A 20941-nucleotide genomic window follows, 5' to 3' on the forward strand; every position below is an offset into this window, starting at 1 on the left:
CGATCACTTCAGCTTCGCCATCCCTACCATCACACACGTGCGCGCCTAGTTTCTGCGTGGCGGCGGCGCCGATTACCACGACCAGGACGACGGCCACTGGATCGACGACCACATCGCCACGCCCATGAGCAAATACCCGGAATATCGCCAGAGCCGCCGTAGTTTCGGGATCAACGTACTCGGCACGCTGGTGGTCGAGATTGAAGACAGCGCAGGTAATATCGGCTTCGCCGTCACAACCGGTGGCGAGCCAGCCGCTTATATGGCAAGCGGCAGGATGCGGCTGTCCATGCTGGATCAGCCAGGCTTCGGCGTGACCTTGAACCCGGAATGCCAGTTGCACAGGCCCTATCGGCACTGACCTCAAGGGCCGGCGCCGATACTCGATCGCCCGCCATGCGCGGGCGATTGTGGTTCAGCCTGCACGGCCTTGGACAAACACCCGCTGTGCGCCAGCCCATTCACTTTCAGTTAAACCTTCCGGCCCTTGCCCCCTCCAACGTGACGACACTGCAATACCAAGGCCGAGGCTCGATAGCGCCTCGTCCTGCCCGTCATCGCGCTCAAGGACCCTGTGGATGCTTATCGACCTGCTGCAATGGCCCGCCATGGCCGTCACCGTTTTCGCTGCCTGGTTCACCGGTTCCAGCAAGCCCACCCGGCGCATGATCGGCTTCTGGTGCTTCGCCCTCAGCAATGTGTTGTGGGTGATCTGGGGGCTGCACGCCGATGCTTATGCCTTGATCATCCTGCAGGTATTCCTGGCGTTGATGAACCTGCGCGGCTTCAAGAAAAACCGCGAACAGAAGCATGAAGTGGAAGACGATGGCCAATCCGATGAAACCAACGGCTCGCCCCAGGGCTCTCAAAAGCATTGATCCAGAGCCTTCGAGGACAAGCCATGAGCCAGTTCGACCGCCGCCAGATCCTGCAGATGATCGCCGTCACCAGTGCCGTTCCCTTTATCCCACCCGTGTTCGCCGCTGCCGACGGCATCAGTGAATTGGTGTTGGTGGAAAAGGAAGCACCGGGCGTCAGCTTCTATCAATTACCGGAAGGTCGGCCGCTGGCGCACCTGGCGCTGCCCACCCAACCCCATGAAATCGTCGCCGACGCCCAAGGCCGATTCGCCTACGTGGCCCAGTACGGTGTCAACAAATGGGCCGCGCCTGGAGACGGCGGGCATCAGGTGTTCGTGATAGATCTGGTGGCACGCAAGATCGTTCGCAGCCTGGATCTGACGCCATACCACCGCTTGCATGGTATCCGTCTGGACGCCGCCGGGCGCCTTTACGTGCTGAGCGAAACCGACTCGGTGATGATCCGCTTCGATCATCCCGCGACCGACCAGTACCCTAGCCAGATCGTCCCCGTGGGCGGCACCCGCAGCCATTACTTCGTGCTGCGCCGCGATGGCCGCCGTGCCTATGTGTCGGACACTTTATCGGGCATGGTGATCATGCTCGACCCACACGATCCGACCTACACCCCGGTCAAGCGCCTGGTCGGCGAGGCACCGGAAGGCTGCTGCTTGAGCCCGGACGAGCAGACGTTCTACGTGATCGATCGCTATCAAGGCGAGTTGCACGCCTTCGACGCTGACACGCTGCAACCCCGCAAGCAGGTGAAGCTGCGCGGGGAAGCGGTACGGGTGGTGGCGCTACCCGACGGTCGGTTGATCGTCGCCAATCAGGCGGACAAGAGCCTCAGCCTGCTGCGCGCCGATACCCTGGCCGAGGACAAACACCTGGCGCTGGAGGCTGCGGCGCCGGGGCTTAATCTGGCGCCCGCAGGCGATCGCCTGTACGCGTCGTTGGAGTCCGACAAGGTGGTGGTCGTGGACACCGCCAAATGGCAGATCATCGGATCATTTGCGACGCAAAAGGCACCCGACTCGGCGGCATTCGTACTGCGCGGATAACGCCGGCTTCAGGGTTTTTCAGCCGCCTTCAGAACACTTCAAGGCGCCGCGCCTCGCAACCGGCTAATGTCGACTGGCTGGCTATATCCCTGTAGCGAGGCCCCCCCGAAAGAATGTCTGTCAGATCGCTGTAGCGGACACATCGCATCGGGTACAGCCCCACCTCGCTGCGGGATGACTGCGCATTTATCCGATCACCGAATCTGACTCTCGCGCATCGCCGAGAGCGGGAGGCTTTGTGTCCGAGCACCACGACATCCAGAACAATTCACGCAGGCAAGTCCTCAAGGTCGGCGCCACCGCACTGGCGGCAGGCTCCCTCTCGGCTATGGTGATGAGCAGCAGTGCAGCCCACGCGAGCCCCTCCCCAGACCACAACACCACAGGTGAAAAGCCCATGAGTCACTTCACGACCAGCGACGGCACCGAGATTTTCTACAAGGATTGGGGCAGCGGTCAGCCCATCGTCTTCCACCACGGTTGGCCGCTGAGCGCCGACGACTGGGATGCGCAGATGCTGTTCTTCCTGTCCAAGGGCTATCGGGTCATCGCCCACGACCGCCGTGGCCATGGTCGCTCGACCCAGACCGCCACCGGCAACGACATGGACACCTACGCCGCTGACGTCGCCGCGCTGGTCGCCCACCTCAAGCTCAAAGACGCCGTGCACATCGGCCACTCCACCGGCGGGGGCGAAGTCGCCCGCTATGTGGCCCAACACGGTGCCGGTCATGTCGCCAAGGCTGTGCTCATCGGCGCCGTGCCGCCGATCATGGTCAAGTCGGCGAGCAACCCCGGCGGCCTGCCGATCGACGTATTCGATGGTTTTCGCTCGGCACTCGCAGCTAACCGTGCGCAGTTCTACAAGGAAGTGCCGATCCCCTTCTACGGCTACAACCGTGACGGCGCCAAGGTGCTCGAAGGGGTCAAGGACAACTGGTGGCGCCAGGGCATGATGGGCGGCATCAAGGCTCATTACGACTGCATCAAGGCGTTCTCGGAAACCGATTTTACCGAAGACCTGAAAAAGATCAGCGTACCGGTGCTGGTGCTGCATGGCGACGACGATCAGATCGTGCCCATCGCCGACTCCGCCGAGCTGTCGATCAAGCTACTCAAGCACGGCACGCTCAAGGTGTACAAAGGCTACCCACATGGGATGTGCACCACGCATCCGGAAGTGATCAACCAGGATCTGCTGGCGTTTATCAAGGGCTGATGACTGGGCGCGGGCACTGGCCCGCGCTCATCCCCTGCGGTCCATTTCATTGCATGGACTTTCTCACGGGTTAGATGTTCAAAGTTGAGGACGACGACCTGGACGTTCCAGGGTTGCCTCCCTCAACAGGACGACACATGACCTTCTACATCTTCCTTCTAGCCTGCTGTGCTGCGGCCTCCACCGGCATGATTTTCAAGCCCGGTGCCTGGTACGAATCCCTGAAAAAACCCAGGTTCACTCCGCCAAACTGGGCGTTCCCTGCGGCGTGGGTGACGATCTACCTGTTACTTTCGTGGGCGGGTTATCGGCTCACCTTGCTGGCCGACAGTCAAACGGTACTGGCCTTGTGGGCGGCGCAGATCGCGCTCAACACGCTGTGGACCCCGGTGTTCTTTGGCGCGAATCGCCTGGGTGCCGGGATGGTGATCATCGGTGTTCTCTGGATCGTCGTGGCGGCAATGGTCTTGCTGGCATTGAGGCTGGACGTGATCACCGGGCTGATTCTGTTTCCTTACCTGGTGTGGCTCACCGTCGCCGCTGCGTTGAATTTCTCTATCTTGCGGCACAATAGATGACCCCGTACGAGCACGCACGCCGAGCCGAGGGTCAAAAAGCGATATTTTGCGACCCTCTGCCAAATTCCTCGGATTGACCGGGCGCATCGAGGCCCGTTCGTGGCAAAATCGCCGCCACTCCCCGTTTGCAACAATCGCAATAGAGCGCTCGGGAGCCTCGCTGTGGAGCATGCCGTGTCTGTTGATGTTGATCATTCTTGGTTGGGCCGCTTGCCTGCGCCGACGCAGTGGGCATTGCTGGTGCTGTGCGCCGCAGGTGCGGGCCAGCTGCTGGCCAGCATGCAGGTCCCTGCCGGGCGCTTCCTCGGGCCGATGGTGGCGGCCATCGCTTTCGCCTTGAGCGGATGCACCGTTCGTTTACCCAAGGTAGCGTTTCAGGGCGGCCAGAGCGTGATTGGCCTGATGGCGGCGCACTCGATCACTACCGGGGTGCTGGTGGCATTGACTCAGGCCTGGCCGGAGATGATTTTTGCCACCGTCAGCACTATCGCCCTGAGCCTCACCGTGGGCCTGGCCATGGCGCACTTCGGCGACCTGCCTGGTACCACGGCCATCTGGGGCAGCACCCCAGGCGCAGCCTCGGCGATGATCTCCATGGGTGAGCAATACGGTGCAGATGGCCGCGTGGTAGCGGCCATGCAGTATGTACGGGTCGTGTGTGTCGTGGTCTGCGGCGCGCTGGTCAGTCATTTCATGGGCATCACCTCGACCCATGCGCTGGCGGTGGCATCGACGATGCAATGGTTGCCCTTCACAGGGGGGCTGGTGGTCATTGCCATCGGCATCGTTTTTGGTAATCGGCTGCCGGCCGGGGCGCTGTTGATTCCTTTGGCACTCGGTGCCGTCTTGCAATTGACCGGCGTCCTGCACATCGCCCTGCCGGGCTGGTTCACCGCACTGGCCATGGCCGCCATCGGAGGCTATGTGGGCCTGCGCTTCGACCGCCCGACGGTGCTCTATGTGCTCAAGCGTCTGCCGACCATGATCTGCTGTTCGATGCTGCTGATTGCCGTAAGTGCTGCGCTGGCATATGTCATCGCGCTGCTGCTGCACAAGGACTATCTGTCGGTGTATCTGGCCACCAGCCCCGGTGGCCTGGACTCGATGGCGATCATCGCGGTGGACAGCCAGGCCGACGTGAGCCTGGTGCTGGCGATGCAGGCGCTACGCTTGTTCACGGTGATTCTGGTGGGGCCGTTTCTGGTCAAATGGGTGATCGAGCGGGTCAGCCGGCTGGCTTGAAGCGCAGCGTTTCACCTGCGCTGCAGTGTTGCCAGCCCCTGCACCACTTGCTGGGCCAGCGCGGGCGTATCGACACCGATCACCCGCCCGCCCTGCTTGAGCATCCGCCCATCGGCGATCACCGTGTCCACGGCGCTGGGCGTTGCCGACTGCACGACGCTGGCATAGGGATCGAGCACCGGCAGCATGCCCAGCCCGCGAGGATCGATGAGGGTCAGGTCGGCGCGCTTGCCCGGTGTGACCGAGCCGATCTGCGCCCCCAGGCCCATGGCGTCGGCGCCGCCCTGTGTGGCCCAGAACAGCACGTCGCGGGCCGTGAGAAGTTGCTCGTTGGCGCTGCTGCCAATGGCCAGATTCAGTAGCGTCTGCATGACCATGAACAGGTTGGCGTTGCCGCTGAGTACCAGAGTGTCGATACCCAGAGTCACCGGGATCTTTGCTTCGTGCAACGCGGCCACCGGCGCCAGGCCGTAGCCGACGCGCATCTCGGTCAGGGGCGTGAGGCACACCGAAGCGCCGCTGTGGACGATGGTGCGCAGGTCCTCGGCGTCGGCATGAGTGGCGTGCACCAGTTGCACCGACGGGTCGAGCACGCCTTTTTTTGCCAGTTGCTGGATGGCCTTGTTCTTCTGCATCTGCGGGGTCACCGCGATGTGGGTGGAGATGGGCAGGCCATGGGCCTTGGCAAAGGCGAACTCGGGCTCCCAGATCGGCGCTGCGGTGCGCTCGGGGCCGCGAATCGCCATGCCCAGGTCAACGCGCGTTCCGGCCCTGAGTTGCGCCTGCACCCGCAGGATATCGGCGTAGTCCACCGGCGCGGTGGCAGCCAGATCCTGAGCGTAGCCATACCACAGGCGACCGCGCAGGCCGCTGTCGAGCATGGCTTGCAGTTCTGCCTGGGCGAAGGCCGGCGTGCGTAGATTGTGCGACCAGTTGTTGACCGTGGTGATACCACTGTTGATCGCTTCGGCCAGCCCCAGACGTACGCCCAGTGCGCACAGTTGGGGGGTGAACTGCTTGCTGACGGCTAGCTGGGATTTGAAGAACGGCTGGCCTTGCGGAGCCGGCGAACTGCTGCGCAGAAAGCTGTTCCACAGGTGCCAGTGGCTGTCCACCAGGCCGGGGATGAGGATCATGCCAGTGGCGTCGAGCACCTGAGCGCCCTCTTCGGCCAAGTCCTTGCCGACGGCGATGATCTTGCCGTTATTGATGAGCACGTCAGCATCGGGCAGTTCACCGAGCGTCGGGTCCATGCTCAGGACAGTGGCGTGACGGATCAACAGGTGAGTTGAAGGCGGCAGCGTCCCCGGCTGGGCGGCGCACGCCATGTTCGGCAGCGCGAGTCCTGCGCCCGCGACAGCGCTGAGTTTGAGCAAGGTTCGACGGTCGAGGCTGGCGGTATCTGGCACGAAAGCTCCTGTGTTCATGGGATAGTTATGGCAAGGGGCTTATTCATTAATGGGACCAGCATTCACATAACTGCGCCAGATTTCGGCGCTATGACGAATCTGCGCCTCCAGTGCCTGATGATCGGCAGCGGTCCTCGGCGGCTGGGTGGGGGTCAGATGCTCGGGTACCAACTCGGTCGCCACTGCGCCACTGAACCCACCCTCCACCAGCGCCTCATGCTGGGCCTTGAAGTCGATATGCCCGGTGCCGATACCACCCCGCCCGGAATCGGAGATGTGGTAGATCGCCGTGAAGGCCCCATGCTCGCGCAAAGCCTGCAGCGGGTCGGGCTCGTCGATGTTCATGTGAAAGCTGTCGAGGATCATCCGCACGTTGTCGCTGTCCATCTCTGCCAGCAACTGTCGGCACTGCGCGGCGGTATGAATCAACGGCACTTCATAGTGATTGCACACCTCGTACAGGGTCCGCACGCCGCGGCTGGCGGCATAGGCATCAACGGCCTTGCAGCAAGCCAGCAGACGCGCTCGGGCCGATGTCGGGTCCTTGCAGCTGAGCGTCCATTGCGACAGCCCCTGCAAGGTCACAGGCACCGGACCCAACTCGGCAGCAAAATCCACCACCTGACGGTAATAGGCGATGGCTGCATCCTGGGTGGCCTTCGCCGGCTCGGGCGGGCCGGCGTTGAACGGATCGACGGCGATGATGCCGATACCCGCCGCCCTGGCCAGTTCACGCAACAGCGCGGGCGGCCCATCACGAAAATCTCCCGCATATTGAATGCTGTCCATGCCCAGCGCCTTGGCCTTGGCGATGACTGGCGCGGCGGCGCTGATACCCAGCGTCCAGGTGACGATGCCGACGCTCATGACTGCGCCCCCACCAGGGATTGCCCTGCCACCGTCGGCACGTCCTCGCGGGTGCCCAGATACGCTGGCAACTGCACCTTGTAGATCTTGAACGGCATGTCCACCGTGCTCTTGCCGTTGGGTCCGCGGTTGTACGCCAGACGCGCGCTTTGCGGCACCGGGATATACAGCTCGCGCTGGCGAGTGATCATCAGGGCGTCCGGGTTCCACAGCAACGGGTCCTGCACCAGCACGCGCAGGCTGCCATCGGGCGCCAGTACCGTGACCCGCGGCTTGTCGTTTTCACCGAAGTACAGGTTGCCGGCGCTGTCGATCGCGGTGCCGGTGGTGGGCCCGGTGTCGTAGACGAACTCGACCTTGTCGCCTAGCGCCTTGTCCGTCATCTGGGTATCGCGCAACGCGTCGGTCGGCACGCGCCACAGCGGTCCGCTCATGGGCTGGAAATACAGCCATTTGCCGTCCGGGCTGATCTCCAGCGGGTCGCTTTGCACCTGGGTGTCACTGCCGTCGGATGTCTGCAAGGGCCGTCCGTGCTCACCGATGGGCCGGCGCTCCGGGTTCATCTTGGTCGACGGGTGATCCGCCAGGCGTCGCAGCGATACGCCGGTGCGCAGGTTGATGATGACAAGCGCGCCCAGGCCGGAGTCGGTCAGGTAAGCATGCTCGCTGTCCAGGCGCAGGTCGTTGAGATTGCCGCCCGCCGGCAGCACGCTTTCAGGCAGGCTGATCGAACGCAGCAGCTTGCCGTCGCGGGTATCGAATTGCAGGATCCGCTGGCCGGGGTTTATGCCCTTGGGGCCTGCGTCTTCGCCCATGTCGACGGCCCACAGGGTGTGGTCGTCGAAGATATGCACGGTATTGATATTGACCAGCGCCTGGCCATGAGGCTTGCCCGGCGCCCAGCGATTCCACTCGCCGCCCGGGAACGGCTTGAGGGTCCCATCGGCCAGGACTTCGGCAATCGAGGGGGTGTTTTCGTAGCCGGGCCAGCGTGGCAGGCCGACGAACAGACGGCCATCGGCGGTTTGCGCAACGGCGTTGCAGACCCAGTCAAGGCGCGCCACTTCGATCAGCGGCTGACCGACCTTGACTATCGCCTCGCCAGCCCGGCTCAGGTTGCTGGTGGCCATCGCCAAGGTGCCAGACGCCACGGCAGCGGCTTGGCAAAAATTGCGTCGGTTGAACATTCGTTACCCTCTGGTAGTGGTCCCATGGCTGTCGGCGCTGCTGCCGTGACACGCCGTATTACCTATGGGACCGCTCTGGAACGGGCAAGATTCTATGAAACAGCCAGCTCTATTTGACGTGAAACCTTCAGTCCATTCGCTGATGCCAGCCTGGCCACGGTATGCACGTGGGCTGCCTCGAAACGTTCTGCGCGGAGGTTGTGAGCTGTCAGCCACATAGGGCTTGGCGCGAAGGGCTGTCGAATGACAGATGCGCATTGCAGATAAAGCAGCAGCGAGGGAGCCGATCCCTCGCTGCAGGGTTTACGCCAGCGGCTTGCCAACCAGCGCAGGCACCGTCTCACGATTGCCATACAACGCCGGCAACTGCAGCTTGTAGATCTTGAACGGCCGCACCAGCCCGTCGACGCCACCCGGCCCGCGGTTGGCCGCCATGCGCGCACTCTGCGGCACCGGGATGTACAGCTCGCGGGTGTTGGAGATGATCATCGCATCCGGGTTCCACAGTTTCGGATCCTCGGCCACCACCCGCAGGCTGCCATCCGGCGACAGCACGGTGATCCGCGGCCGGTCGTATTCGGCCAGATACAGGTTACCGGCGCTGTCGATGGCAGTGCCGGTCAGCGGCCCGGTGTCGTAGACGAACTCGACCGTGTCGCCCAGGGCTTTTTCGCTCATCTGGGTGTCGCGCAACGCTTCGGTCGGCACGCGCCAGAGCGGTCCGCTGAGTGGCTGGTAGTACAGCCATTTGCCGTCCGGGCTGATCTCGATCGGATCCGAGTGCACCTGGTGGTCGCTGCCATCGGGCATCTGCAGTGGGCGGCCCTCCTCGCCTATCGGCCGGCGCTCGGGGCTCATCTTGGTCGATGGATGATCGGCCAGGCGGCGCACCGACACACCGGTGGCGAGGTTGACGACGATGATCGCGCCCAGGCCGGAATCGGTCAGGTAGGCATGACCGCTGTCCAGGCGCAGGTCGTTGAGGTTGGCACCGGCCGGCAGCACGGCGGGCGCCAACGTGATCGAGCGCAGCAGCTTGCCGTTGCGGGTGTCGAACTGCAGGATCTTCTGCCCGAGGTTGATGCCGTGCGGGCCGGCATCCTCGCCTTGGTCGATGGCCCACAGGGTGTCGTCGTCGAAGATGTGGATGGTGTTGATCTTGACCAGCGCCTTGGCGTTCGGCTTGCCCGGTTCCCACTCGTTCCAGTCGCCGCCCGGAAACGGCTTGAGCGTGCCATTGGGCAGCACTTCGGCGATGGAGGGGGTATTTTCGAAGCCGGGCCAGCGTGGCAGGCCGACGAACAGCCGACCGGTGGAGGTCAGGCCGACGGCGTTGCAGAGCCAGTCAAGATGGGCGACTTCGGTCAGCGGCTGGCCGACCTTGGCCATGACGGCGGCGGCGTTGGCCAGATGGCTGGAGGCGACCGCGAAGGCGCCGCAAGCCAGGACGGACGCCTGGCAAAAATTGCGTCGGTTGAACATTGCTATCCCTTTTATTGATTTTGTCGAGCATCTCGAGGTGTCTACACGGGGCCTTTTGGGCAGTCTCCCGCTAGACGTACGATATACGATGACCAAACTCACGGGATGGTAAAACGCAAGGCCTGCGCCTGTTTTGAAGGGAAACGGTCAAAATAATCGACCGTCTGTGGTGGTATCGATCAACGCGGTGCCAAGGAGTCAAGGGGTCAGGGCGCGGCGACCTGGCGGCATTTGAAGCCTTGGGCTTCGTCCCGATCCACCCGCGCCTCAGCCTTGGCCGCGCACACCTCGGGGTTCTGCAGGGCATTCCAGAGGATTGCCGGAGCTTGCTGGGCGACCTGATACATGGCTCGGCACACGTAACCGGCCTTGGGGTCGGCGGGCAGCAGCCAGAGGGCGCGGCTGTCGGCGCCCCGCTCGCAGATGACGCGGGTGGACGTCGCCACTTGCACCGGCGCAGCGGGTGGCAGTGCCGGCGTCGGTGCAGGCGTCGGTGCAGGCGCCGAGCGGCCTTCCTGGCTCAGCACTACGGTCGGGTAGAACACGCCACGCGCGATGCCTTGGGGCATCTGCCAACTGAGTGTCCACCCCTGATCGAGGGCCAGCGAGCCTTGCGCGCGTGGCACTGTCGGTACCTGACTGCCCTGCTCGAACGCGGGAAAGTCCATGCCGACACCGGGGGCTACGGGCTGCAGTTGGTCAAGTGTTCGCCCGGCCCGGCTGGCCGCCGCAGGCAGACTCTGGCACTGCACTCGGGCTGAAAAGCACAACGGCTGCGAGCCGTCTTGCAGCACTACGGCGGCGCCGCTGTCGAAGAACGCCGCGCGCAAAGCCTGCTCGTCGCCACCCGCTGCCGCGACGGCCACCCCACCCAGAGCGGCAGCGAGGCTGGTGCTGTGGACCAACTGCGCCGCGGTGCCCTGCGGGTCGCTGCCCAACTCGGCCTCCCACAATCCCTGCCCCGCCAACAGGCCGACGCGCAGGGCCTGGAGCGCCGTGCCACCGGGCTGACGGTAGGCCCACCAAGCCGCGTAGGCGGCGGCGCCCGCCGGGCCGCCATAAACGCTGCGGCCCAGCTGCGCTTCGGCACTGGCGTAGGTATAGCTGCGCGCTACACGTTCGGCCGCCAGCTCGTTGCTGGCCTCGTCACGGGTGCCGGCCTGCCACAGATCTTCCATCAACCGCTGGGCGGCGGCATCCTGGGTCGCCGTGTCGGCATTGGCGAGAAAGTGGTCGATCAGCGGTTTTGCCTGCGGCCCAGCGCGTGTCGCAATCGCTGCCTGCGCCGCGTCTGGATGCATTTGCAGCGCGACGGTGCGGATATCCCCCAGCGCCTGCTCGGCGACCGCCTGCCAGCCGGGCAGCAAAACGCCGCCGCTGATGGCAGGCTCGGCGCTGGACGCGGGCTGGGTGGCAAAAAGGCACAGGCAAGGCACAAGCAAAAGCGGTAAGCGTGAGGTCATGGAGTCACCCGGGGTTGGCGCACTGTGGGGCGTCGACGACCACTACCTGAAGACGTAAAGCTGGCGCACAGCATACAGAGCCCGTGCGGGGCTGGCGACAACTGAGGGGGATGATTGCGAGGATACTGCAGTGCACCTGCCCGGCCAGAGAATGGCCATGAACGGGAACACTTGAAGAAAATGGCAGGGGCGGCTGGATTTGAACCAACGCATGGCAGGATCAAAACCTGCTGCCTTACCGCTTGGCGACGCCCCTGTATCTGGTAGCGCAACATCGTGATGTTGCATTCCCGCATCAACCGTTGAAGGCTTGTCTGCAAGAACGGCGAGGAATTTACCAGCTTTCATCCGATCCGCCAACCCCTGAAACAAAAATATGTTTCCAGAACAGTCAGTTACTGTTCGCCGGGGTTCATTGCCTAGGGATATCGGCTCGCAGGCCGGGCCAATCCAAGGGTATCGCGCAGCGTCGTGCCTGGGTATGCACGACGGAACACCCCGGCGTCCTGCAAGCGTGGCACCACCTGGCCGAGAAACAGATCGTCCTCTTCCTCCAGATACGGCGGCAGGATCACAAAGCCGTCGCATGCCCCTGCCTGGTACCACTCGATCAACTGATCGGCCACCTGCTGCGGTGAGCCGACCGGCGAGAAGAACGACAGGCTTTCGGCATACCACTTGCCCACCTCGCCCACCGTCATGCCACGCTCCACCGCTTGCTCGATCACGTACTGAAAGCGCCCTTTGCTGCCGGTGATCTGCTCGCTGATGTCCGGCAGCAAGGCATCTTGAGGATACTGCGCGAGGTCGAAGTTCATGCTCGCCGACATAAAGCTCAGGCCGGCTTCAGGACGGATCAGAGCCTTGAGCAAGGCATCCTTCGCTCGCGCATCCTCGGCATCGCGGCCGACCACCGGGACGATCCCCGGCAGCACCTTGATGGCGTCCGGATCGCGGCCATAGGCGATGGCCTTGTCCTTGATCATTCGGTAGAAATCCCGGGCGCGCTCCAACGTCGCCTGGACCACGAACACCACTTCGGCGTGTTGCGCGGCCAGGTCGATAAAGGCCTGCGACACACCCGCCTGGATCAGTACCGGTTGGCCCTGGGGCGGACGCGGGATGTTGATCGGGCCGCGCACATCGAAATGCTCGCCGTGATGGTCGACATAGTGGAACTTGGCAGGGTCGGCGTAGAGCCCCTCGCGGGTGTTCTTGACCAACGCGTCGTCACCCCAGCTGTCCCAGAGTTTTTGCACCACTTCGATGAACTCGCTTGCACGTCCATAGCGCTCGCCATGAGCAAAATGCTCGGTGCGACCATGGTTGCGCGCCTCGCCATCGCTGACCGAGGTGACCACGTTCCAGGCCGCGCGACCGCCGCTGATGTGATCGATATTGGCGAGCATGCGCGCGGCCGTGTACGGCGCCGAGTAGGACGACGACACGGTGCCGCCGATGCCGATCTGGTCAGTGACCGCCGCCAGTGCCGCCAACAGCGTCAGTGGCTCGGGGCGCGCTACCGGGCGGTATTTGACCGTCTCCGAGAAGTGCCCGCCGTAGTTGTCGTCGATCGACAGCTTGTCAGCCACGAACAGCATGTCCAGGCAAGCGGCTTCGGCGCGCCGGGCGATTTTCTTGTAGAGGCGCCAGTCGACACCGCCACTGGCGGCGGAGTCGGGATGGCGCCAGCCGCCCTGATGGGTACCGGCTTCAAGATACAGGGCCAGGTGCATCATGGTTTGCGTGCCTCGTTGGCGGCCGTGACCGGTGCGGTGAAGAAGCTGCTATCGACCAGGGTAGCGGCGTCGAGGCGCTGTTTGATCAGGCCGGTTTTCACGTACAGGTCGATGGTGTCCTGCTGGCGGTTGCGAATCGACGCTACGTCAGTCAACGGCAGGTTGACCTCGCGCTCGACCTTGGCCTGCGCCACCGCATCCGGCAAGCGCAACAGCTGCGCGATCACCGTCGCGTAGGGCTGGGGATGATCGGCGCCCCACTGCCGCGCCTTGGCCAGGCGCTGGGCGAAGTCCTGCAGCTCGGCATGCTTGGTGGCAATGGCCTGATCGGAGGCCACCAGGTAGTTGAGGGACGGGTACGTCTTGCCATCGGCGATGATCCGCACCTGGGATTGCTCGACGGCGAAGGAAATGTAGGGCTCCCAGGTGGCGACCGCGTCCACCGCGCCGCTGCTCAGGGCCAGGGTCGCCTCGGCGGGCGTGGTGAAGACGAAATGCACGTCCTGCTCGCCAAGGCCGGCGTCGGCCAATGCTTGCAGTGCCAGGGCATGCCCGGAGGAGCCTTTGACGGTGGCGATCTTTTTCGCCTTGAGGTCGGCGACGCTGTGCACACTTGAATCCTTGCCGACGATCAAGCCGTTGCCCAGGTAGCCCGAGGCAAAAATGGCTTTGGCCTTGACCCCCGAAGCGGCGGCAAAGGTCAGCGGTGCATCGCCCAGCAGGCCGGCATCCAGGTGATTGGAGTTCAAGGCTTCGAGCACCGGCGCGGCGTTGGCGAATTCGTGCCATTCGATCTTGTAGCCAACGCCCTGCAACACCCCGGCGGCTTCCATGACGGCGCGGGCATTGCCGCGCTGATCGCCGACATCGATGTCCGCCCGCGCCACACCGCTGACGGCCAGTGCCAGTGCAAGTCCGAGGATCAGTTTGTGTTTCATGCAGTGCGCACCCATGGCCGAAAAACCGCCAGCCTAGGGCGCGCGATGGAGATAACCAAATAACATTAAAATATATGCTTATTATGCGCGTTGTTTTGTTCAGGGTTGTTGGTACAGCAATGCGCCTATGCACACAGTATCGCCCTCATCCCCGCATCAACACCCCCCTGACCGAGTACACTGTTGCGCCCAGCCGCCACCAGGAACTCTGTGCATGAAAGTCGGCATCATCTCCGATACCCATGGCCTGCTGCGCCCCGAAGCCATCGCCGCCTTGCAGGGCTGCGAGCACATCATTCACGCCGGTGACATCGGCAGCGCCGACATCCTCACTCAGTTGGCGAGTATCGCGCCGCTGCACGTGGTGCGCGGCAACAACGACCTCGCCGCGCCCTGGGCAACGTCCATCGCCGATCATCTGCGTTTCGACCTCGGCGGCTGGCACACCTTGCTGGTGCATGACATTGCCGACGTGCCCGCCTTGATCGATCCCGCCGTGGGGCTGCCCGCGGTACGCCTGATCGTCACCGGCCATTCGCACAAGCCGCTGATCGAATGGCGCGGGCAAACCCTCTATCTGAACCCCGGCAGTGCCGGGCGCCGGCGCTTCAAGCTGCCAGTGACCCTGGCGCTGCTGGAGCTGACCGACGAGGCACTTGAACCCCAATTGGTCGCCTTGCTGGACTGAAGCAACAGCGCCCTTGAGTCCGGCCCCCAGAGTGACGAAAATGGGCGGATGATCGCCTTCACTATTACTGAGCTGCACAATGACTGAGCTGCACACCCTGGAGACAGCATGATCGAGGTAACCGAGGTTTCCATCGCTGCGTTGCGCGCCGCGCTCGAGTCCGGCCAGACCACGTCGGTCGAGCTGGTTGGCGCCTACCTGGCCCGGATCGACGCCTTCGATGGCCCTGGCACGTCTACCGCCCTCAACGCCGTGGTGGTGCGCAACCCCCAGGCGCTGATCGAGGCCCAGGCTGCCGATGAGCGCCGGGCACGCGGCGCCACCCTCGGCCCGCTGGACGGCATCCCCTACACCGCCAAGGACAGTTACCTGGTCAAGGGCCTGACGGCGGCGTCCGGCAGCCCGGCCTTCGCCCACCTGATCGCCCAGCGCGACGCCTTCACCATCGAACGCTTGCGTGCTGGCGGCGCCATCTGCCTGGGCAAGACCAACATGCCGCCCATGGCCAACGGCGGCATGCAACGTGGCGTGTACGGCCGTGCCGAGAGCCCCTACAACGGTGATTACCTGACGGCGCCTTTCGCCTCGGGCTCGTCGAATGGCGCCGGCGCTGCCACGGCCGCGAGCTTCTCGGCCTTCGGCCTGGCCGAAGAAACCTGGTCGAGCGGTCGCGGCCCGGCGGCCAATAACGGGCTGTGTGCCTACACGCCATCCCGAGGGGTGATCTCGGTGCGCGGCAACTGGCCGCTGACGCCGACCATGGATGTGGTGGTGCCCTTTGCCCGGACCATGGCTGATCTGCTCGAAGTACTCGACGTGATCGTCGCCCCCGACCCCGACACCCGTGGCGACCTCTGGCGCCTGCAGCCCTGGGTACCGATCCCGCCGGTCTCAGCGGTGCGCCCAGCTTCGTATCTGACCCTTGCCGCCCAGCCCGAGGCGCTCGCCGGCAAACGCTTCGGCGTGCCGCGCATGTACATCAACGCCGACGCCGAGGCCGGCACCAGCGAAGCCCCCGGTATCGGCGGTCCGACCGGCCAGCGCATCCACACCCGGCCCACCGTCATCGCCCTCTGGCAGCAAGCCCGCGAGGCCCTCGAAGCCGCAGGCGCGCAAGTGCTGGAAGTGGACTTCCCGCTGGTGTCCAACTGTGAGGGCGATCGCCCCGGCGCGCCCACCGTGTTCAACCGCGGCATCGTCTCGCCGGAGTTTCTTCACCATGAATTGTGGGACCTGAGCGCCTGGGCCTTCGATGATTTCCTGCGTGCCAACGGCGATCCGGCCCTCAACCGCCTGGTCGATGTCGACGGCCCGCTGATCTTCCCGCACGACCCCGGCACCCTGCCCAACCGCGAAGGTGACCTCGCCGCGGGCATGGACGAATACGTGCGAATGGCCGAGCGCGGCATCACGCCGTGGAACGAGATCCCGACGCTGGCCGACGGCTTGCGTGGCCTTGAGCATACTCGACGCCTGGATCTCGAAGACTGGATGGACGCGCTGGGGCTCGACGCGGTGATCTTCCCCACGGTTGCCGATGTCGGCCCGGCCAACGCCGATGTCGATCCACAGGCCGCCGACATCGCCTGGAGCAACGGCGTCTGGGTCGCCAACGGCAACCTCGCTGTGCGCCACCTGGGTGTACCGACCGTGACCGTGCCCATGGGCATCATGGCGGACATCGGCATGCCCGCCGGGCTGACGTTCGCCGGCCGCGCTTATGACGACTCGTCGCTGCTGCGCCTGGCGGCGGCGTTCGAAGCGACCGGGTCGCGCCGCCAGATTCCGCAACGCACGCCCGCACTCTTACCCGCGGACAGCGCGCAGGACGCCTAGCGCTGCAGCACGCGGCAGCCTTCCTCGGGCAAGCCGACCCAAAGCCCATCGCCCACCTGCAGGCGATGGCCCTGGCTCGATGTGCCGACGTATGGCGGCGCCCGCGCAGAGATAGTCATACTAGGCATGTTCCCGACACATGCCTGATCCCTTGATGCGTGAGTACCGATGAAACGTCCTGTACCGCTGCCCGCCCTGCACACTTTCATGATCACCGCACAGTGCTGCAACTTCACGCGGGCGGCAGAACTGCTGTGCCTCACTCAGGGCGCGGTCAGTCGGCAAATCGCCGGCCTCGAAGAGCACCTTGGCTACGCGTTGTTCCTGCGCCAGCCACGCGGTTTGAAGCTGACCGATCAAGGTCGCGATCTGTATCCGCGCATCGAGCAAGTGTTCAATCTGATCGACGAGGCTGTCGAGCAGGTCGGCGGCAAACGCAAGGCCCTGCAAATCAAGGCGCCGACCTGCATGATGCGCTGGCTGCTGCCGCGCCTGCTGCAGTGGCAAAAGGAGCGTCCCGATGTGCCGGTGGAACTCACCACAACGGTGCAGCACAAGGTCGATTTTCGCCGGGAATCTTTTGACGCGGCGGTCATCTTCGGTCCGCCACCCGACGCCGACAGCGGCGCCTTGCATCTATTCGATGAGCAACTGACCCCGGTCTGCTCGCCGCAATTGCTCGAAAGCGGCGCGCCACTGCGCTACCTGCAGGACCTTGAACATCACATGTTGCTGCACCCTAGCCGTGACGAACAGGACTGGGAAGTCTGGCTCAGCGCAGCAGGCGGCAAGCTGGCGGACGTGCGCAAAGGTCAGCATTTCGAGACGCTCGATCTGGCGATGTCGGTGGCGGCCCAAGGCACGGGGGTGGCGATCGGTGATTGGGCGCTGATCGGCGACGACCTGCTGCACGGCCGACTGGTGACGCCATTCGAGCTGAAGGTGCGTACCGGTGCCGGCTATTACCTGGTGACGCCGCTGCGCCAGGAACAGGCTGCGGGCCTGGGTGATCTGCTCGGCTGGCTGCAAGTACAGGCCAGTCGGCGCTGAGCCCGTGGTGCAACGTGGGTCAAGCCGTGGCTAGCGCGCCAGATAGTGCGGGCATTGCTGCGGTGATCGAGCACCTCAAAGGCTGAGCATCAAGCAGGCCGCGCCATCAACATCATCCGCGCCGCCAGCGCCACCATCACTGCGGCGAAGCCATAGGAGCCCAAGCGCCTGGAGATCGGCAGATGCTTCAGGCGTCGGTGAGCCGCTCCGGCAAAGACGCCCAGCAAGAAGTGAAAGACCAAGGCGATAGCCGCCAGGCACAGGCCTAGCGTCACCAATTGCACGCCGGCGTTCCCCGCTGCGGGCGTGACGAATTGCGGCAGGAACACCATGAAAAAGACCAGCGCCTTGGGATTGAGCAGGCTGTTGAGCGTGGCCCGGATGAAGATCGAACGCAGTGACGCCAAAGGCACCTGGGTGCCGCTCGCCGCGGCCGGTCTGGATCTGACCGCCAGCCACCCCAGCCAGAGCAGATACAGCGCGCCCGCGCCACGAATCAAGTCGAACGCAGGTGCCCAGCTCATGATCAGCGCGCCCACCCCGACCGCTACCAGTAACGTCAGGATCATATCCGCCAGGGTGATACCCAGCGCCGCCGCCAGACCGGCACGCCAGCCATGCGTGATCCCATGGGTCATGACGAAGGCCATGTTCGGCCCCGGCACTGCCAACAGAATCACCACGGCACCGGCGAACACCCACAAGCTGGTCGCTTCAATCATCCTGATGTCTCCCGTTCAAGGCCTGCAACGGTAACTCAGTCGAGCGAAGAATCATCGGCACAGTGCAATGGAAGTTATGCGCAACAGTCATGCCCGGCGCTCGGTATGAGGATCAATCCTCAGGCCGACTCGCAAAACCGGATGCGATTGCCGAACGGGTCCGTCACCGTCATCACCCTGCCCCAATCGAGTGTTTCGATCCCAGGTTTCATATAGGTGTAATCCTTGGCGGCCAACTCGCGCTGCAAGTCATCGATGCCGGTAATGGTCACGAAGGTATTCGCACCCGGACATGCATCGCCATGGTGTTCGCTCAGATGCAGCACCAGGCCGGCGCGGGACACTTGCATGTATAACGGGAAATTCTCGCCAAAGCGGTGTTCCCAATCGACCTGAAAGCCAAGGAACTGCAGATAGAATTCCTTGGCTTTGGCCACATCGAAAATGCGCAGGATGGGCGCGGTCTGGGTGAACTTGATATGAGCTGAATCAGGCATTGGCGTCCTTGAAATCCCGAGCAGAAACAGTGCGTTTCCATACGAGCGGCGACAATATCAGCACCCGAACGAGAAACGCTACCCGAGACTAATAAAAGGTCTCCAGCCACTGATGATTGAGTGCCACGTACCAGGAGTTATGTTCAGACACCATGCCCCCCGCCAGCGACCGGGCGTCGATGGCGGCAGTGCACGCCTTATTGGCTCGTCACACTCTGCGCAGCCCCCTGGTCAGGCTGTTGCTTCGCCAGGTCGCCGAAGTCGCGCAAGCTCGACGGCTGGTACGGGTCGCCGATATAACGCGTGCGCGCCACGAACGCCGGGCTGACCAGGCTCTTGGAGCGATCGTGCTCGTCGAAGCTGAGGCCGGCCATGTCAGCCCAGGTATGGATCAGGCTCGAGCTGCTGTACGGTCGGCCGAGGGCACCCGCGAAATTCCAGTCGTGGGTCGCACGCCACTTCGGCGACGCCCAGGCAATGAAGGGGATGGTGTACATCGGCACCGTAGGTCGGCCTTCGTTACGCCCCAGGCTGTCGTGCTTGCCAGAGTCGTAGACGTCTTCGCCGTGGTCGGACAGGTACAGCAGGAAGCCGTTGGGGTCGGTGGCGCCGAACTGCTTGATGATGCTCGACACCACGAAGTCGTTGTACAGCACGGCGTTGTCGTAGCTGTTGTAGGTCTTGACCTGGTCGTCGTTCAAGCCCGGCGGGGTGCCGTCGCGGCCGCTGAACTTGGCGAATTCCTGCGGGTAGCGGTAATCGTAATTGACGTGCGTACCCAGCAGGTGAATCACGATCAGCTTGCGCGGCGCCTTGTCGGCTAACACCTTGGCGAAGGGTTCCAGCACGTCGCCATCGTACTGCGCGGCGTTCTGGTTGCGGTTGTTGTTGAGGTAGACCTGCTCGTCAGCTTGCTGCGAGAAGGTGGTGAGCATGGTGTTGCGCTTGGTCAGCGTCTGCTGGTTGGTGATCCACCAGGTCTTGTAGCCGGCCTGCTTCATCACGTCGACGATCGACGGCGTGGTGAGGAACAGATCCGGATGCTTCTCATCGGCGAAGGTCAGCACCTGTTGCAGCGCTTCGATGGTGTACGGGCGAGGACTGACGACGTTGGTGAAGACGCTGAGCTGATCTTTCATGCGATCCAGCTCGGGGTTGGTTTCACGCGGATAGCCATACAGGCTCATGTGGCCACGGTTGGTCGACTCGCCAATGATCAGCACCAGCGTGGCGGGCAGCCCGGCACCGCTGTCCACCAGATGGGTGAGCGGAGGCACTTTGGCATTGGCCTCTAGCATGGCTTCCATACCGCTCAATTGCTGACGGTAGTTGCGATAGCCGATCAGCAACTGCCATGGCACCGCGGGCTCGATGCGGTCTTCGAATTTCTGCCAGGCGTCGGCGAGAGTCGGCGTGCGAGGGATCTGCTTGGCGATCGGCAGCGCCACGAACAGGGCCAACAGCACCAGGCTGACGATCAGCGCTTTGGGCCGGGCCAGTTGCACTGGGCGCACTCGAGTCCACAACAGTGCCGCGCCGGCGGTATAGGCCAGGAATGCCGGGACCATCCACCAGACGAAATACTGGCTGAGGTACTCGCCAGCTTCGGCATCGTTGGATTCGAAAATGACGAAGATCACGCTTTGGGAAAATTCCTGCTGGTAGATCAGGAAGTAACCGAAACTCAGCAGCGAACACAGAAACAACACCAACCCCAGCACGCCGGCAATCAGTTTTGCGCGTTTGGGGAACAGCAAGACCGGGATCAGCCACAGTGAACTCAGGAAAAACGCATCGCGAAAACCAGCGAAGCCGCTGGTACCGTTGAGCTGGATCAACGCTTGGGTGACGCCGGAGAAGTACCAGAAAAACACGAAAAGCCACGCCAGGCCTTTCCAATCGAAGCGGCGCTTGGCGGGAGTGTTGGGGATATCGGTGGTCATCGGCTTTCCAAATACGACATTGACCGCACGCAGATAGTGGCGCAGTGCTATGCCGGGATTAAAACGGGTGCCGAAACCTAAGCCATCGAATGTGACATTTGTGTCAAAAAAGCTGATCAAAAATGTCACAAGCCCGCTATCTCTTGGATCAGAGACGTTG

19 protein-coding genes, 1 tRNA gene and 1 pseudogene are annotated in these 20941 nt (G+C 63.4%); 9 read left to right on the forward strand and 12 right to left on the reverse strand.

Annotation, left to right across the window (positions count from 1 at the left end):
• Positions 1-52 precede the first annotated feature (52 nt).
• The 6 genes and pseudogenes from REH34_RS02260 to REH34_RS02285 all read left to right on the forward strand — a co-directional run.
• Positions 53-265 (forward strand): annotated as a pseudogene (locus REH34_RS02260) (L-rhamnonate dehydratase); the annotation flags it as partial.
• A gap of 313 nt (positions 266-578) precedes the next feature.
• Positions 579-878, forward strand: a complete 300-nt coding sequence (locus REH34_RS02265; RefSeq protein WP_311970593.1) for a hypothetical protein — start codon at positions 579-581, stop codon at positions 876-878.
• A 23-nt stretch (positions 879-901) separates the two neighbouring features.
• A complete protein-coding gene (locus REH34_RS02270; RefSeq protein ID WP_311970594.1) occupies positions 902-1921 on the forward strand; it encodes a twin-arginine translocation pathway signal protein in 1020 nt (339 codons plus the stop codon).
• Positions 1922-2318: 397 nt separating this feature from the next.
• A complete protein-coding gene (locus tag REH34_RS02275) occupies positions 2319-3140 on the forward strand; it encodes an alpha/beta hydrolase (RefSeq protein ID WP_311972032.1) in 822 nt (273 codons plus the stop codon).
• 137 nt (positions 3141-3277) lie between these two features.
• A complete protein-coding gene (gene tspO / locus REH34_RS02280) occupies positions 3278-3718 on the forward strand; it encodes a tryptophan-rich sensory protein TspO (protein WP_226504625.1) in 441 nt (146 codons plus the stop codon).
• A gap of 174 nt (positions 3719-3892) precedes the next feature.
• Positions 3893-4960 (forward strand): AbrB family transcriptional regulator, encoded by a 1068-nt coding sequence (locus REH34_RS02285; protein ID WP_311970595.1) that lies wholly within the window; start codon positions 3893-3895, stop codon positions 4958-4960.
• Positions 4961-4971: 11 nt separating this feature from the next.
• Here the strand turns inward: REH34_RS02285 and REH34_RS02290 are convergent, their stop codons facing one another.
• The 8 genes from REH34_RS02290 to REH34_RS02325 all read right to left on the reverse strand — a co-directional run bounded on the left by REH34_RS02290 (position 4972) and on the right by REH34_RS02325 (position 14045).
• Entirely contained in the window at positions 4972-6369 is a 1398-nt protein-coding gene (locus tag REH34_RS02290) for an amidohydrolase family protein (RefSeq protein WP_311970596.1), read from the reverse strand.
• A gap of 39 nt (positions 6370-6408) precedes the next feature.
• Positions 6409-7236, reverse strand: a complete 828-nt coding sequence (locus REH34_RS02295) for a sugar phosphate isomerase/epimerase family protein (protein WP_311970597.1) — start codon at positions 7234-7236, stop codon at positions 6409-6411.
• Positions 7233-8423 carry an L-dopachrome tautomerase-related protein gene (locus REH34_RS02300; RefSeq protein ID WP_311970598.1) on the reverse strand — a complete coding sequence of 397 codons (1191 nt, stop codon included), beginning with the start codon at positions 8421-8423 and terminating at the stop codon, positions 7233-7235. The genes REH34_RS02295 and REH34_RS02300 overlap by 4 nt, the downstream gene beginning before the upstream one ends.
• Before the next feature lie 303 nt (positions 8424-8726).
• A complete protein-coding gene (locus tag REH34_RS02305; protein WP_311970599.1) occupies positions 8727-9905 on the reverse strand; it encodes an L-dopachrome tautomerase-related protein in 1179 nt (392 codons plus the stop codon).
• Between the two features lie 206 nt (positions 9906-10111).
• Positions 10112-11368 carry a hypothetical protein gene (locus REH34_RS02310; RefSeq protein WP_311970600.1) on the reverse strand — a complete coding sequence of 419 codons (1257 nt, stop codon included), beginning with the start codon at positions 11366-11368 and terminating at the stop codon, positions 10112-10114.
• A 181-nt stretch (positions 11369-11549) separates the two neighbouring features.
• Positions 11550-11624, reverse strand: a tRNA-Gln gene (locus tag REH34_RS02315).
• Between the two features lie 163 nt (positions 11625-11787).
• Positions 11788-13107, reverse strand: coding sequence for an LLM class flavin-dependent oxidoreductase (locus REH34_RS02320; RefSeq protein ID WP_226504632.1), 1320 nt, complete (start codon positions 13105-13107; stop codon positions 11788-11790).
• Complete coding sequence (locus REH34_RS02325; protein WP_311970601.1) at positions 13104-14045, reverse strand: aliphatic sulfonate ABC transporter substrate-binding protein; 942 nt, start codon at positions 14043-14045, stop codon at positions 13104-13106. The genes REH34_RS02320 and REH34_RS02325 overlap by 4 nt, the downstream gene beginning before the upstream one ends.
• Positions 14046-14259: 214 nt before the next feature.
• Here REH34_RS02325 and REH34_RS02330 point away from each other — a divergent pair, with 214 nt between their 5' ends.
• Complete coding sequence (locus REH34_RS02330; RefSeq protein ID WP_311970602.1) at positions 14260-14733, forward strand: metallophosphoesterase family protein; 474 nt, start codon at positions 14260-14262, stop codon at positions 14731-14733.
• Positions 14734-14841: 108 nt separating this feature from the next.
• Entirely contained in the window at positions 14842-16569 is a 1728-nt protein-coding gene (locus tag REH34_RS02335) for an amidase (protein WP_311970603.1), read from the forward strand.
• Here REH34_RS02335 and REH34_RS02340 read toward each other — a convergent pair.
• Entirely contained in the window at positions 16566-16697 is a 132-nt protein-coding gene (locus REH34_RS02340; RefSeq protein ID WP_311970604.1) for a hypothetical protein, read from the reverse strand. The two genes, REH34_RS02335 and REH34_RS02340, sit on opposite strands and share 4 nt — an antisense overlap.
• A gap of 40 nt (positions 16698-16737) precedes the next feature.
• Here REH34_RS02340 and REH34_RS02345 point away from each other — a divergent pair, with 40 nt between their 5' ends.
• Positions 16738-17619, forward strand: a complete 882-nt coding sequence (locus REH34_RS02345; RefSeq protein ID WP_311970605.1) for a LysR substrate-binding domain-containing protein — start codon at positions 16738-16740, stop codon at positions 17617-17619.
• An 89-nt stretch (positions 17620-17708) separates the two neighbouring features.
• Here REH34_RS02345 and REH34_RS02350 read toward each other — a convergent pair whose 3' ends face one another.
• From REH34_RS02350 to cptA, 3 genes are all read right to left on the reverse strand, one after another.
• Complete coding sequence (locus REH34_RS02350; RefSeq protein ID WP_311970606.1) at positions 17709-18341, reverse strand: LysE family translocator; 633 nt, start codon at positions 18339-18341, stop codon at positions 17709-17711.
• Between the two features lie 119 nt (positions 18342-18460).
• Positions 18461-18838, reverse strand: a complete 378-nt coding sequence (locus REH34_RS02355; protein WP_311970607.1) for a glyoxalase superfamily protein — start codon at positions 18836-18838, stop codon at positions 18461-18463.
• A gap of 197 nt (positions 18839-19035) precedes the next feature.
• Positions 19036-20781: a phosphoethanolamine transferase CptA gene (cptA, locus tag REH34_RS02360; protein WP_311970608.1), complete on the reverse strand. Its 1746-nt coding sequence runs from the start codon at positions 20779-20781 to the stop codon at positions 19036-19038.
• Positions 20782-20941: the final 160 nt, after the last annotated feature.

The sequence above is a fragment of the Pseudomonas baltica genome (assembly GCF_031880315.1).
Taxonomy (GTDB): domain Bacteria; phylum Pseudomonadota; class Gammaproteobacteria; order Pseudomonadales; family Pseudomonadaceae; genus Aquipseudomonas.

Coding starts and splice junctions, on each gene's coding strand:
- REH34_RS02330 (WP_311970602.1), top strand. CDS start 14,260: ATGAAAGTCGGCATCATCTCCGATACCCATGGCCTGCTGCGCCCCGAA.
- REH34_RS02355 (WP_311970607.1), bottom strand. CDS start 18,838: ATGCCTGATTCAGCTCATATCAAGTTCACCCAGACCGCGCCCATCCTG.
- REH34_RS02350 (WP_311970606.1), bottom strand. CDS start 18,341: ATGATTGAAGCGACCAGCTTGTGGGTGTTCGCCGGTGCCGTGGTGATT.
- REH34_RS02310 (WP_311970600.1), bottom strand. CDS start 11,368: ATGACCTCACGCTTACCGCTTTTGCTTGTGCCTTGCCTGTGCCTTTTT.
- REH34_RS02275 (WP_311972032.1), top strand. CDS start 2,319: ATGAGTCACTTCACGACCAGCGACGGCACCGAGATTTTCTACAAGGAT.
- REH34_RS02295 (WP_311970597.1), bottom strand. CDS start 7,236: ATGAGCGTCGGCATCGTCACCTGGACGCTGGGTATCAGCGCCGCCGCG.
- REH34_RS02335 (WP_311970603.1), top strand. CDS start 14,842: ATGATCGAGGTAACCGAGGTTTCCATCGCTGCGTTGCGCGCCGCGCTC.
- REH34_RS02270 (WP_311970594.1), top strand. CDS start 902: ATGAGCCAGTTCGACCGCCGCCAGATCCTGCAGATGATCGCCGTCACC.
- cptA (WP_311970608.1), bottom strand. CDS start 20,781: ATGACCACCGATATCCCCAACACTCCCGCCAAGCGCCGCTTCGATTGG.
- REH34_RS02320 (WP_226504632.1), bottom strand. CDS start 13,107: ATGATGCACCTGGCCCTGTATCTTGAAGCCGGTACCCATCAGGGCGGC.
- tspO (WP_226504625.1), top strand. CDS start 3,278: ATGACCTTCTACATCTTCCTTCTAGCCTGCTGTGCTGCGGCCTCCACC.
- REH34_RS02300 (WP_311970598.1), bottom strand. CDS start 8,423: ATGTTCAACCGACGCAATTTTTGCCAAGCCGCTGCCGTGGCGTCTGGC.
- REH34_RS02345 (WP_311970605.1), top strand. CDS start 16,738: ATGAAACGTCCTGTACCGCTGCCCGCCCTGCACACTTTCATGATCACC.
- REH34_RS02340 (WP_311970604.1), bottom strand. CDS start 16,697: ATGCCTAGTATGACTATCTCTGCGCGGGCGCCGCCATACGTCGGCACA.
- REH34_RS02325 (WP_311970601.1), bottom strand. CDS start 14,045: ATGAAACACAAACTGATCCTCGGACTTGCACTGGCACTGGCCGTCAGC.
- REH34_RS02265 (WP_311970593.1), top strand. CDS start 579: ATGCTTATCGACCTGCTGCAATGGCCCGCCATGGCCGTCACCGTTTTC.
- REH34_RS02305 (WP_311970599.1), bottom strand. CDS start 9,905: ATGTTCAACCGACGCAATTTTTGCCAGGCGTCCGTCCTGGCTTGCGGC.